The organism is Massilimicrobiota sp. mt181 (genome assembly GCF_055420065.1).
In genome coordinates this window covers 95,585-107,898 of sequence record NZ_JBVAYN010000002.1, presented here as the reverse complement: position 1 = coordinate 107,898, position 12,314 = coordinate 95,585, and the positions used below count along the sequence as shown (strand labels likewise).

Below are 12,314 nucleotides of genomic sequence, written 5' to 3'. Positions count from 1 at the left end.
AAATAACGAAGTGAATTTTATTTCACTTCGTTATTTTCTTAATACTTTATCTAAGCTTTTTCCTTGAGCCAGTTCATCTATCATTTTGTCAAGATAGCGAATATTTTTCATTATTGGATCTTCAATGGTTTCTAATTTGACACCACAGATGCTACCTTTGATTAAAAATCTTTTTTCATTTAAGCACGGTGCCTGAAGAAAGAAGTGTTCATAATCAATAGGTGATTCTAACATTTCATGAATTTGATCCTGATGATAACCTGTTAACCATTGAATCACAGTGTTAACTTCTTCTTGGGTACGTCCTTTTTTCAATGCTTTTTGAAGCAGTAAAGAGTAGATTTGAGAAAAGGGCATTTGGAAGACTTTATGACTCATTATAATAATCCCATTTCAATCATCTTTAAACCGATATCAACAGAGTTATAAGCTGCGCCTTTCATTAACTGGTCAGCGACAATCCATAAGCTTAAAGCATGATCATTATCTAAATCTTTACGAACACGTCCCACATGGACAAGTTCATCACCAACAAAAAGATTGGCCATTGGATAAATCTGGTTTTCAATATCGTCATAGAGTTCTACACCATGAGAATGAGATAATAATTCAAAGACTTTATCAATGTCAATAGGTTTCTTTGTTTCAATATAAACAGATTCACTATGCCCTCTGAGTACGGGAACACGTACACAAGTGGCATTGACTTTAATATCTTTATTAAAGATTTTCTTTGTTTCATTAACCATTTTCATTTCTTCTTTTGTAAAATGATTATCTAAATCAAATTTATCAACTTGAGGAATACAGTTAAAAGCAATTGGGTAATGTTTTTTATCAGAAGCACAAGGCAATGTTTTAGCTACTGGTTCTTTACCATCTAAAACTTCTTGAGACTGACGATATAATTCTTCCATTCCGGCAACACCAGCACCTGAAACAGCCTGATAAGTTGAAACAATGATTCTTTCAATATCAAAATATTCATTTAAACGATTTAAAGCACTGACCATTTGAATAGTTGTACAATTTGGATTGGCAATAATACCTTTATGGTCTTTTAAAGCATAGGCATTGACTTCTGGCACAACTAATGGCACATCAGGATCCATTCTAAAGTGAGATGTATTATCAATATTGATACATCCGGCTTTAACAGCATAAGGCATATATTTTTCAGAAATGCTTCCACCAGCACTCCAGAAAGCCACTTCAATATCTTCAAATGAATTTTCAGTTAATTCTTCAACGACAAATTCATGACCTTCATACTCAATAACTTTTCCTGCACTTCTTGCAGAAGCTAATAATTTTAAACTTTCAAAAGGGAAGTGAAACTGAAAGATACATCTTAACATTTCTCTTCCAACAGCACCTGTAGCACCGACAATTGCAACTTTATATTTTTTCATTTTATATTTTCCTCCCTATCCTAAGAATGCTTCATGTAATAAAACTTGAGCTCTTTTGACATCATCTCGATCAATATAACAAGAAATATTAATTTCACTACAAGAAGTCATTTCCACATTGATATCATGACTCATGAGTGTATTATAAACTTTTTGGAACATTCCTTTATTATTTTTGATACCAACACCAATAACTGCAACTTTTCCAATATTGCCTCTCACAATGGTTTTTTGAGCCTGTAAAGTTTCTTTTAAATCATTAATCACTTCGACAACTGCGGGAACATCTTTATCATTGATAATTAAAGAAATATCCATTCTACCACCACCAACTAATGCCTGACTAAAGACATTGACATTGACATTAGCATCCGCAATCTTTTCAAAAAGTTGACCAGCACCATTCACCTTGGCATCAACACCAACAAGAGTGATACGTGCTTCATTTTGTGAACCCGTGATGCCTGATATAATAAATTGATTCAAATGATCTTTCATAATTTTTTCATCTCCTAACACATATGTTCCTTTGCTTTCATCAAAAGAACTTCTGGCATGAATGACAATATCATGCTTAGCAGCTAATTGAACACAACGATGATTTAAGACTTTCGCACCATTTTTGGAAAGTTCCAGCATTTCTGAATAACTGATATAATCTAATTTCTTTGCATCAGGAACAATGCGAGGATCAGCCGTATAAATACCGTTAACATCACTATATATTTCCACTTCGTTGGCATCAATTGCCACACCAATAGCGACGGCAGACAAGTCACTACCTCCACGTCCTAGAGTCGTAATCTTACCATTTTGAGAATATCCCTGAAAACCAGGACAAATGACAATGTCTGCATTTTTTAATTTATCAAGAATATGACGGCCTTCAACTGTCGTAATCGTTGCATTCTGATGATGAGAATCTGTGAGAATACCTAATTCAGCATTCGTGACAGTTTCGACTTTATAGCCTTTATCAGCCAGTTCGCTTTTGACAACAAGAGTTGAAATGGTTTCTCCAATACTTGTCAAACGATCAATTTCTTCATCAGTTAATTGGTTTGTATGAACAATCGATAAAAGGGTATCCGTTGCATAAGGATCATCGTATCGACCCATGGCACTGACAACGGCTACGACTTTGTTTCCTAGATTGTGTTCACGAATGATGTTTTTATACATGTGTTCACGTGTCTCGATACTACGTGTTGAGGTTCCTCCAAATTTTTGAACAATGATTTTCATGTTGTCTTAACCCCTTACTTTTAATAAACTATAGGTTTCTCCACTAAGCTGTTGTTGAAGTTGTGACAGCTCAAGTGGATTTGTAATATAGATATGATCATGATCTTGTGAAAAATACATTTCATAATCAATATCCAATGGATGATCACATCTAATATAATATTGAGAATATGTAATTGGATAAATGTTTTCAACATATTGATATTGATGTTTCCACATCGTTGGCTGATGTGTTTTCATAATATCACTGACAACAGCACTGGCTGTCACATAACGACCAGCACCTTTACCATAGAAAATAACATTCTCCAAATAGTTACAAGTTAATTCTACTACATTATATGCTTGATTGACATTTCCAACAATGTCTTTTATACCAACTAATGTTGGTGAAACATCAATACCATAACCCTGATCTATTTTTTTCGCTTGTGCAATCAATTTAATACGATATCCTAATTTCTTTGCATAATCGATATCTTTTTTTGTCACCTGACGAATTCCTGTGCATTGAATTTTATCAAAGTCAAAGAAGATTTCAAAAGCATTCATAGCAAGAATATAGATTTTATGTGCCGCATCAATACCATCTAAATCCAGACTGGCATCAGCTTCTACATACCCTAATCCATCCGCAATTGTTAAAGCTTCCTGGAAATCTAAATTATCTGTTTCCATCAGCGATAAGATAAAGTTTGTTGTTCCATTTAAGATACCTTCAATTTTTTCTATTTCATTAGCAATTAAATCTTCTTTTGCAGGGACAACAACAGGAATACCTCCACCAACAGCAGCTTCATAATAGATTTTCGCATGATTGTCTTCAGCAACCTGAAAAATCTCCTGGGCATGATGGGCAATCAAAGCTTTATTGGCTGTGACAACATGTTTTCCTTTTTTGAGTGCTTCGATAATAATCTTTTTAGCAATAGTCGTTCCACCAATCAGTTCAACCACGACATCGACTTCTTCATCATTTAAAACATCCTGAAAATCTTGTGTGAAGATAACACCATCAGGTAAAGTGACTTCATCTAATGCACAACCATATTTGACAGTGACTTCTTCTTGAATTGCTTTTTCTAATCGCTCTTTTTGTTGTGTTAAGATTTCAACAACACCAAAACCAACAGTTCCTAAACCGATGACACCAATTTTCATATGATACCCCCTCTAAATAAAAAAATCTCATTTGACATGAGACATTTGTTTTCATTGACAAAATCAAGACAGTCTCTTTCCCCAACACTCAAAAAACATTGAATTCTTGTCATAGTAGTGGTTATCATTATTGAGACGTCCTCCTTTGTTATTGCATTGATAATATCATTTTTGTATGCGTTTGTCAATTTATGAAAATATAATTTTGAAATAGTCAAAATTTATCGCTTTATATTTATTAAAATTAAAAATTATTTCAAAATATTTTCAATACACTCATAGAGTTGAGAGACTATTTTTTCAGCCTTTTTTTGGACCTCTATAGGTGCATAATCAAAAGAATAGCTATGTTGAATGGCTTCAAACATAGGTAAATCATTATAATTATCACCGATACCATAAATTTCATCATCAGATAGATGAAAATAATCCTGAATTATTTTGATACCTTTACCTTTTGAACATCCTTTCATTGTTAAATCAATATGTTGATTATTTTGAAATGCTTCAATATCATGCCCATATTTTTTAAGAATCTGGGCAGTCATATGCTGAGCTAAAGATATTTCTGATTCCTGATAATGAAAAGAAAAAGCCTGAACATAGGATTGAGGAATCTCATCTAAAGAATGAATGAGATGACCAAAAACTTTTTCTTGAGGGTGATGTGTTAAAAAATACGTGACATCATCTACCACAACTGTTATATCCTGCTGATTTGTAAATGCATAAATCTCTTTTATAAGATCTAAAGGAATCTGACTTTTTAATAAGACTTCAAAATCCTTATTGAGAATAAGACCACCACTTAAAAGAATATAAAAGTCAAAATGTAAATCATATAACTTGGAATATTTTAAGACACCACTTAAACTTCTTCCAGAACAGATACCAAATAAATAACCTTGCTTTTGAAAATGGTGAATAGCTTTCACATCTTTATCTTTCATATGATCTTCAAACCATAGTGTCTGATCAAAATCGCTTGCCAGTAATTTCATAGTGAACCTCCTTGCCTTATTATAGAAAAAAATCAAAGAAATACAAAGATAATATATGAAATTTTTATAAAAGTTCTTGTTTGTGACGTAACGTCATGAATTATAATGGATTCAGGAGGGATGAGAATGAAAGATCAGAAATATATGACAGTAGGGGAACTGGCAAAGAAAATGGGAACAACTGTTCGAACATTACAGTTTTATGATCAAAGGGGATTATTACATCCAAGTGCTGAGAGTGAGGGAGGTCGTCGTCTCTATACTTATCAGGATATGATTCTACTTCATCAGATTCAATCATTAAAATCATTAGGTTTTTCTTTAGATGATATTCAAAACAAAATAGAAGTTTTAGATACACCTCAAAAAGTAGAGAAGGCTTTAAGTCAGCAAGAAGTCATGATTGAAGACAAAATCAAAAAGCTTCAAAATACACTATCAGCTATTCAAGCTTTAAAGGTTGAAGTCAGTCAAATGCAAACAGTAGATTTTAAAAAATATGCTGATATCATTGTGAACCTACAAATGAATAATGAATATTATTGGCTTATTAAACATTTTGATAATGAAACATGGGAACATGTCCGACAACGTTTTGATAAAGATAGTGGTCAGGAATTTATTCAACGTTTTCATCAAATCAATGAAGATATCTTAACACTCAAAGCTAAACATCTTCCTCCAGAAGATGAACAGGTCCAGCAGATGACTGAAAAGTTTTGGAATTTGATTATGGAATTTACACAGGGAGATATGAGTTTATTACCACAATTAATGAAATTTGATCATTTATCTGATGCTCAAAATCAGGATTGGATTCAAAAACAAAATGAAGTCAATGATTATTTGAAGCCGGCATTGGATCTTTATTTTCAAAAATTGGGATATGACCCATTTAAGGAGGAATGAAGATGGATACGATTATGCATATTTCACATTTGAAAAAGAAATATTCAAAACACGAGGTTTTAAAGGATATCAGTTTTGATGTGAAAAAAGGAGAAATCTTTGGCATATTAGGAATGAATGGTGCTGGGAAAACCACAATCTTAGAATGTTTGGAAGGATTCTTGAAATATGATGAAGGACAGATTGCTATTTATGGTCAAATAGGTATTCAGCTTCAATCTTCAGCATTACCTGCTTATATGAAAGTTAAAGAAGCTATAGCGTTGTTTGCGAAATGGAAACATACCCAGTTAGATGAAGATAACCTTCAGACATTAGGAATTGATGATATAGCGAATCAAATCTATAAGAGTCTATCAACAGGGCAACAACGTCGTCTGCATTTGGCATTGGCTTTAATGGGACATCCTGATTTGCTTTTTCTAGATGAACCGACTGCTGGAGTTGATGTGGCAGGACGTCGCGCTTTGCATGAAATGATTATGCAATGTCAAAAACAAGGAATGACGATTGTTTTAACGAGTCATGATATGAATGAAGTCGAAAGCTTATGTGATCGCATAGCGATTTTAAGACAGGGAGAAATGGCTTTTATAGGCACAGTAGAAGAATTAACACAGCAGTTTGGGAGATATTATTATATTAAGGTTCATAGTGAAAAAGGAGAAAAAGTTTATACGACACAACATATTGAACAGACATTGATGCAAATCTGCCAGGATTATCAAAAGCAGAATCTAAAGATTTTCAATATGAGTGTGAATCGTGGAACTTTGGAACAACACTTTTTAGCTGTCGCAAGGAGAAATGAAATATGAAAGCCTTAGGTTATGGTGTTTATTTACAATTTTTAATGGATATACGTTCGCGTTCCTTATTGATTACATGTTATTTGGTTCCATTATTGTTCTTTTTAATGATGGGAAGTGTTTTTACCTCTATTATGCCTAAGTCTCAAGAAACATTGATGGCATCTATGACTGTCATGGGCGTTTCAATGGGAGCTTACATTGGGTTACCACCTTCCATCGCTGAAATTTATGGAACAGATATTAAGAAAATGTATATGGCTAATCATATTCCTGCATATTTTGCTGTTTTATCTTTATTTCTATCAGCGTTTATTCATTTAATGATTATGAGTACTCTGATTTATATTTTATCTCCTCTTCTTTTTAATGCGATATGTCCTATTCACCCTGTTTTCTACTTCATGATGTTAATCTTATTTGTTCTGGTATCATTAAGCATAGCCTGTATTTTAGGATTAGTCGTTTCTAATCAGGCAAAGCTTACTATGGTTAGTCAAATTATCTTTTTACCATCCATTATTTTATCAGGCATTATGTTTCCAACTTCTTTATTACCATCTTTTTTACAGACTATTGGTCAGTGCTTTCCAGCAACATGGGGCTATTTATTGTTGATTGAAAAGCCACTACATTTATCTAATATTTTGATTTTATTGATATTCTTGATTGTTGCTTTAGGGATTTGTTATGTATTATTAAGATCAATCCGTTCTTCCTTTTGTCATTTCAAATGATATAATCAATGAAGGAGGATGAAATGATGATATTAGATTCAATTGAGGATATTGATTTGATAGAACCTTATCGTTTACAGACAGTTGATATATTATATGAAGAAGAGGATGGCTTGATTATGATTGAAAGGAGGAGTCAGGCAGTCATGATTTCTATGAATGATATAGAAAAATTCAAACGTTTATATCAACAGTTTCATTTGGATTCATATGATTTGTATAATGTCAAACAAAAGGAAATTGTTGAGATACTAAAAAATCAATATCATAAAAAAGATGATTTTGCATGTATTCAGGCCGTTTATCAACCTTTAGAACCTCTTGAGTTGCATATGCCTCAAGATGTTTGTATCAAATTATTAACAAGTGACTATATTGATGAGGTTTATCAGATCTATCATCATATGAGTGACTATGAATATATTGCTGATCGTATCAATCGGAAAGCCTTATGGGTACTTTTTCAAAACGATAAACTGGCAGGTTTTATTGGTATGCATAAAGAAGGCAGCATGGGTATGCTGGAAGTAAAAGAAAGTTATCGTAGACAGGGATATGGCTATTTGCTTGAAGGTTATTTGATTAATGAATTATTGAAACAAAAGAAAGTGCCTTTTTGTCAGGTCATCAAAGGCAATCAGGCATCATTAGCCTTACAGAAACGTTTAAATATGACGTTATCATCTCGTTATTCTTATTGGGTGTTTAGTGATTAAAAAAGCTGTTCAACAAAGTGAACAGCCTTTTTAATCACCAACACCGAAATCAGTAGGATCACATAAAAAATCATAACGTGGATCATCTTGTAGATAAGCATAATTTTGCATGAACCACTGAATTAATTGATCGTCTCTTTGAATAGGTGTTGAATTGTTACGATAAATATTAATTGTGCCATATTGGAAATGTTTGGTAAGAATTTCCATATCCTTTTGAATCATTTCCTTGGTTTGGCCTTTGATACCTACCATTAAACATGGTGAATCAAAATAACTCTTTAATTCTTCAATACTTGAAAAAGTGACATTTTTATTTAAAACACGATTTCTGAAATCATCATCAAAAGTTTCAACGCCAGTTTTGATAATCATGTTGATACCAAAATAATCTCTCATCTGTTGAATTTTGGAATGATAAATCCAATGACTTTCAACAAACAGCGTGTGAATATTTTTATCATGAATGATTTGTTTGATCAGTTCTAATGTCTGTTGTGGTAACTCAAAAATACTAGCAGAATCAATAACTTCTAATACACCATATTCTCCAGTTACATGACTTAAAACATCAGCATTGATTTTGAGCATTTCATCGATACATGTTGAATTATCTTCGATATAATCACAAAATGTGCATTTTGACCATGCACATGGTCTTGCTTTTAAAAGAACGATTTCTCTTTTGCATTTGTTTTCAATGCGGCTGTATCTTTCCATGCTATCCCCCATTTCTCATAAAGATGACCTCGTTCAATAATTACTTTTGTTAAACAAACGGCAAAGAGTTTGTCTAAATAATCAGTAAAAACTTGAACAAGCAAAATGCTTAAGACTAAAGGCATACCAAAGTGATTCAAAACAACCACGATTGTTGAACTGGCTCCTGAAGTGATACCGTTAAATAAACCAGCAGTAATACAGGCACTGAGAAGTGATGTTGGAATACCTACTAATAATGAACCAATAGGTGTACGCCATCCTGTTAACCATTTGCCATGATAAAGGATACCTGCAAAGAATCCTGTGAGTAACTGTACAGGTGCATAATATAAGGAATACATATCAAATGTGATACCACTTGTTAAACTTCCTAATACGCCTGTCAGCATGGCATATTTTGGACCAAGAAGACCTGCAACCATAATCGTTCCAATAGAATCCATATAAAATGGAATCGAGAATGTCATTGCAATGAATGCTCCCAAAACATTGAAAACAATTCCCATCACAATAACCATTTGCATCTTTGTTTTCTTTTTCATATTCAATTTTTCCTTTCTCCTAAAAAACAGTTAGAAGCCAGAAAAGAGATGGTGAGCCATCTCTTTTCCTTAGTTTTTTATACTGGGTTTGGCTCTCGAACCAGTGTTATAACATTAACAGTATATAAAAGTTTATTCGCTGTGTCAATATATCAAAATTGATGAAGAGCAATAAAAAAGAGAAGGATCATCATTCCTTCTCAGATATATAAAACTATAAAACGGGAACCAGCCCCATTGCACGAATAATTTTTCGTCCGTCTTCACTGGCGATATATTGGAAAAGATTTTGAATATTTTCATTTTGTTGTTCTATTGATCCTTTTGTCGCCATGACAAATGGTCTTTGTAAAGAATACTGTCCATTTTGAATTGTTTCTTCACTGGCTTGAATGCCATCAATAGAAAGTGGTTTAACAGTTTCATCTATAACATCTAAAGATACATAACCAATCGCACCAGGAATTGATTGAACTTTCGCAATAATTGGTCCGGTTTCATTGACTTCATTTGCATATTGGCATTGTTCTTCGATGCCTAATATTTCTTCAAAAGCACTACGTGTTCCAGAACCAGATTCACGTCCAATGACAACAATAGGCAAATCTTCTCCGCCAACTTCTTTCCAGTTACGAATCTTTCCTTGATATATATCTATTAATTGTTGCTTTGTGAGATCATTTACTTTATTTTGTGTGTCTGTGACAATCACAATTGCATCAATAGCAACAATATTTTCACTTAATCCTTTTTCTTTTTCTTCGTCTTTTAAATAACGCGAAGAATTTCCTATATCAGTTGTTCCATTCAAAACAGCTTCAATACCGGCACTTGATCCAGTAAACTGTGGTTCCATCTGAAGTTCAGGATATTGATCTTCTAAACCTTCTTTTAATGCATTGACCATTTTTTCCATAGACGTTGATCCATTTAAACTTATTTTTTGTGTTTCTATATCAGCATTGGCTGATAAACTGACTCCTGCAATACAAAGTAAACATATTACGATAAGTATTCCAAACTTTTTCATTTTTATTCCATCCTTTATGATTATTCATCCATACTTTAACAAATTTTTTCTTAATTATCGTTAATATCATGTATATATTATGTTAAGTTTATGTAAAGATTTAACGCAAAATTAAAACAATATTTACATAAGAGACAAAAATACATCTTTTTGTGAAAAGATGGAAAAAGTTTTGCCTTTTTTGGTCGTATCTTATATAATAACGTTGATTTAAAGGAGAGGGACTATGATTGGTGATATTGAAACACTTTGTAAATTAGCTGGGATTAAGTATAATTTAATGAAAAATGATCCCAAACGTTTTTTTGTCAGAGCTTTTATGGCAGGTGCGTATTTAGGACTGGCTGCTATTTTATCTTATACACTAGGAGCTATGTTAAGTGAGCATAGTGTTGTAGGAAAGATTGCTGTCGCAGGATCATTTGGAATTGGTCTGGTGGCCATTGTTTATTTAGGAGCAGAATTGTTTACGGGAAATTGCTTTGTGACAATTATGCCTGTCTTAAGAGGAGACATGAAGCTAAGAGAAATTATTCCTATGTGGGTTGTTTGTTATGTCGGAAATATGATTGGTATTGCTTTGATTTGTTTCCTGTTTATCAAAAGTGGAGCTCAGGAAGCAATTATGACACCTTATTTACAGGGAGTTATGGAATCTAAATTAAATTTTGATATTTGGGATTTATTGATTAAAGGTATCTTATGTAATTTTATTGTATGTGTAGCAGCTTATTCTGGTGTTAAAATCAAAGATGAAACAGCTCGATTAATTGTCATCATGATTTTGGTTATGACATTTGTCTTACCAGGATTTGAACACTGTATCGCAAATGGTGGTATTTTTGCAATGGGAATCACACAACTAGGAAGTGCAATTGACTGGTCAATGTTACCATTACATATGTTGATATCAACATTGGGAAATATAATTGGTGGAAGTGTTCTTCTGGCAGTACCTATTTATATTATGTTTAGAACACCTAAGGCAAAATAAAAAATATGAATATATTGATATGGACTATAGACAATGCAAGTTGTTTATAGTCTTTTTTTTTGGGAATTTTTTGATGTTGATTTCTTAATAGGTGAGGGGAGGTCAATCGTATGAACAAAATAACTTGATTATCTTTTTGTCAAATATATTTTCATAGAAAGGGTATAAGGTGATGATAATGAATTTAGAGAATGAAATCAAAAAAACAGAGAACTTATATAATCAAGGTGAATATGAGAAAGCCTATGCTTGCATTAATAAAGCCTATGATTATTCAAAAAGAACTTTAGGAAGACACCACGTATTATCAAAGAAATGTTATGAATTATGGATACATATGAAACAGATATTAAAAGATAGAGAGGAGGTGAATAAAGCTTTAGAACAAGGACATCAGCTTCTATTGAAAGGCAATTTTCAACAATCAGTAAAAGCGTTTCAAAAATGTTATACATCCATGTGTCAGATTTATAATTATCAGCATCCAGAATTTATCAAAATACTTGATTGGTTAGTGATCAATTATATTCAATTGGAAGATTGGCAAAAGGCTTTAAAATACAATCAGGAATGTTATCAAATCAGTGTTAAATATTATGGTCAATGCCATCCTCATACCATACAAAATCTAAAGAAAAGAGCTAAAATTTATAGAGAAATCAATGAATATGAAAAAGCATTAGATTGTAGTTTTGAAAGTTTGGATCTTGATCAACAAAACAATGCTCATCCAACGACTCTTTTAAATGATTTCAAAGCTATTATATTTGATTTATATGCTCTTAATCGAAGAGAAGAGAGCATGATCTATTTGAAAAGATATTATCGTTTAGAAAGAGAATATAGAAAATCTCAATAGAAATCATAAAAATGGGAATTTTTGATTGCTTTTGTCTTAATGGGTGAGGAGGGATGGAAGATGAGATGATTATGAAGATGACATGATACCACCAGTATTTTTTCAATGGATAGAATTTACAGTATTTTAAAATTGGAGAAATGAAAATGAATGTTATAAAAAATATAATCATGATT

General features: G+C 32.5%; 14 protein-coding genes and 1 riboswitch. Of the genes, 6 read left to right on the top strand and 8 right to left on the bottom strand.

Annotated features, from left to right (window positions below):
* Positions 1-30 precede the first annotated feature (30 nt).
* The 5 genes from ACZYT4_RS01755 to ACZYT4_RS01735 all read right to left on the bottom strand — a co-directional run bounded on the left by ACZYT4_RS01755 (position 31) and on the right by ACZYT4_RS01735 (position 4,819).
* Complete coding sequence (locus ACZYT4_RS01755; protein ID WP_463781927.1) at positions 31-378, bottom strand: DUF2200 domain-containing protein; 348 nt, start codon at positions 376-378, stop codon at positions 31-33.
* Entirely contained in the window at positions 378-1,412 is a 1,035-nt protein-coding gene (locus ACZYT4_RS01750) for an aspartate-semialdehyde dehydrogenase (RefSeq protein WP_463781926.1), read from the bottom strand. The genes ACZYT4_RS01755 and ACZYT4_RS01750 overlap by 1 nt, the downstream gene beginning before the upstream one ends.
* Before the next feature lie 15 nt (positions 1,413-1,427).
* A complete protein-coding gene (locus ACZYT4_RS01745) occupies positions 1,428-2,657 on the bottom strand; it encodes an aspartate kinase (protein WP_463781925.1) in 1,230 nt (409 codons plus the stop codon).
* Between the two features lie 6 nt (positions 2,658-2,663).
* Positions 2,664-3,818, bottom strand: coding sequence for a homoserine dehydrogenase (locus ACZYT4_RS01740; RefSeq protein ID WP_463781924.1), 1,155 nt, complete (start codon positions 3,816-3,818; stop codon positions 2,664-2,666).
* A gap of 251 nt (positions 3,819-4,069) precedes the next feature.
* Positions 4,070-4,819 (bottom strand): HAD-IIB family hydrolase, encoded by a 750-nt coding sequence (locus ACZYT4_RS01735; RefSeq protein ID WP_463781923.1) that lies wholly within the window; start codon positions 4,817-4,819, stop codon positions 4,070-4,072.
* A gap of 126 nt (positions 4,820-4,945) precedes the next feature.
* Between ACZYT4_RS01735 and ACZYT4_RS01730 the strand changes: the two genes are divergently transcribed.
* Genes ACZYT4_RS01730 through ACZYT4_RS01715 form a run of 4 tightly spaced genes read left to right on the top strand, consistent with a single transcriptional unit; the run spans position 4,946 to position 7,990 of the window.
* Complete coding sequence (locus ACZYT4_RS01730; protein WP_463781922.1) at positions 4,946-5,728, top strand: MerR family transcriptional regulator; 783 nt, start codon at positions 4,946-4,948, stop codon at positions 5,726-5,728.
* A 2-nt stretch (positions 5,729-5,730) separates the two neighbouring features.
* Positions 5,731-6,546 (top strand): ABC transporter ATP-binding protein, encoded by an 816-nt coding sequence (locus ACZYT4_RS01725; protein ID WP_463781921.1) that lies wholly within the window; start codon positions 5,731-5,733, stop codon positions 6,544-6,546.
* Positions 6,543-7,274, top strand: coding sequence for an ABC transporter permease (locus ACZYT4_RS01720; protein WP_463781920.1), 732 nt, complete (start codon positions 6,543-6,545; stop codon positions 7,272-7,274). Before ACZYT4_RS01725 ends, ACZYT4_RS01720 begins: the two co-directional genes overlap by 4 nt.
* 23 nt (positions 7,275-7,297) lie before the next feature.
* Positions 7,298-7,990 carry a GNAT family N-acetyltransferase gene (locus ACZYT4_RS01715; protein ID WP_463781919.1) on the top strand — a complete coding sequence of 231 codons (693 nt, stop codon included), beginning with the start codon at positions 7,298-7,300 and terminating at the stop codon, positions 7,988-7,990.
* 30 nt (positions 7,991-8,020) lie between these two features.
* Here the strand turns inward: ACZYT4_RS01715 and ACZYT4_RS01710 are convergent, their stop codons facing one another.
* From ACZYT4_RS01710 to ACZYT4_RS01700, 3 genes are all read right to left on the bottom strand, one after another.
* On the bottom strand, positions 8,021-8,710 hold the full coding sequence (locus ACZYT4_RS01710; protein WP_463781918.1) for a radical SAM protein: 690 nt from the start codon (positions 8,708-8,710) through the stop codon (positions 8,021-8,023).
* Positions 8,656-9,255, bottom strand: coding sequence for an ECF transporter S component (locus ACZYT4_RS01705; protein ID WP_463781917.1), 600 nt, complete (start codon positions 9,253-9,255; stop codon positions 8,656-8,658). Before ACZYT4_RS01705 ends, ACZYT4_RS01710 begins: the two co-directional genes overlap by 55 nt.
* A 63-nt stretch (positions 9,256-9,318) precedes the next feature.
* A riboswitch (PreQ1 riboswitch) is annotated at positions 9,319-9,365 on the bottom strand.
* Between the two features lie 104 nt (positions 9,366-9,469).
* A complete protein-coding gene (locus tag ACZYT4_RS01700; protein ID WP_463781916.1) occupies positions 9,470-10,285 on the bottom strand; it encodes a phosphate ABC transporter substrate-binding protein in 816 nt (271 codons plus the stop codon).
* Between the two features lie 226 nt (positions 10,286-10,511).
* Here ACZYT4_RS01700 and ACZYT4_RS01695 point away from each other — a divergent pair, with 226 nt between their 5' ends.
* A complete protein-coding gene (locus tag ACZYT4_RS01695) occupies positions 10,512-11,279 on the top strand; it encodes a formate/nitrite transporter family protein (RefSeq protein WP_463781915.1) in 768 nt (255 codons plus the stop codon).
* Positions 11,280-11,457: 178 nt separating this feature from the next.
* Complete coding sequence (locus ACZYT4_RS01690; protein WP_463781914.1) at positions 11,458-12,138, top strand: tetratricopeptide repeat protein; 681 nt, start codon at positions 11,458-11,460, stop codon at positions 12,136-12,138.
* Positions 12,139-12,314: the final 176 nt, after the last annotated feature.

Excerpts from the sequence above, each read along its gene's own strand:
- ACZYT4_RS01755 (WP_463781927.1), bottom strand. The coding sequence starts at position 378 with ATGAGTCATAAAGTCTTCCAAATGCCCTTTTCTCAAATCTACTCTTTA.
- ACZYT4_RS01750 (WP_463781926.1), bottom strand. The coding sequence starts at position 1,412 with ATGAAAAAATATAAAGTTGCAATTGTCGGTGCTACAGGTGCTGTTGGA.
- ACZYT4_RS01745 (WP_463781925.1), bottom strand. The coding sequence starts at position 2,657 with ATGAAAATCATTGTTCAAAAATTTGGAGGAACCTCAACACGTAGTATC.
- ACZYT4_RS01740 (WP_463781924.1), bottom strand. The coding sequence starts at position 3,818 with ATGAAAATTGGTGTCATCGGTTTAGGAACTGTTGGTTTTGGTGTTGTT.
- ACZYT4_RS01735 (WP_463781923.1), bottom strand. The coding sequence starts at position 4,819 with ATGAAATTACTGGCAAGCGATTTTGATCAGACACTATGGTTTGAAGAT.
- ACZYT4_RS01730 (WP_463781922.1), top strand. The coding sequence starts at position 4,946 with ATGAAAGATCAGAAATATATGACAGTAGGGGAACTGGCAAAGAAAATG.
- ACZYT4_RS01725 (WP_463781921.1), top strand. The coding sequence starts at position 5,731 with ATGGATACGATTATGCATATTTCACATTTGAAAAAGAAATATTCAAAA.
- ACZYT4_RS01720 (WP_463781920.1), top strand. The coding sequence starts at position 6,543 with ATGAAAGCCTTAGGTTATGGTGTTTATTTACAATTTTTAATGGATATA.
- ACZYT4_RS01715 (WP_463781919.1), top strand. The coding sequence starts at position 7,298 with ATGATGATATTAGATTCAATTGAGGATATTGATTTGATAGAACCTTAT.
- ACZYT4_RS01710 (WP_463781918.1), bottom strand. The coding sequence starts at position 8,710 with ATGGAAAGATACAGCCGCATTGAAAACAAATGCAAAAGAGAAATCGTT.
- ACZYT4_RS01705 (WP_463781917.1), bottom strand. The coding sequence starts at position 9,255 with ATGAAAAAGAAAACAAAGATGCAAATGGTTATTGTGATGGGAATTGTT.
- ACZYT4_RS01700 (WP_463781916.1), bottom strand. The coding sequence starts at position 10,285 with ATGAAAAAGTTTGGAATACTTATCGTAATATGTTTACTTTGTATTGCA.
- ACZYT4_RS01695 (WP_463781915.1), top strand. The coding sequence starts at position 10,512 with ATGATTGGTGATATTGAAACACTTTGTAAATTAGCTGGGATTAAGTAT.
- ACZYT4_RS01690 (WP_463781914.1), top strand. The coding sequence starts at position 11,458 with ATGAATTTAGAGAATGAAATCAAAAAAACAGAGAACTTATATAATCAA.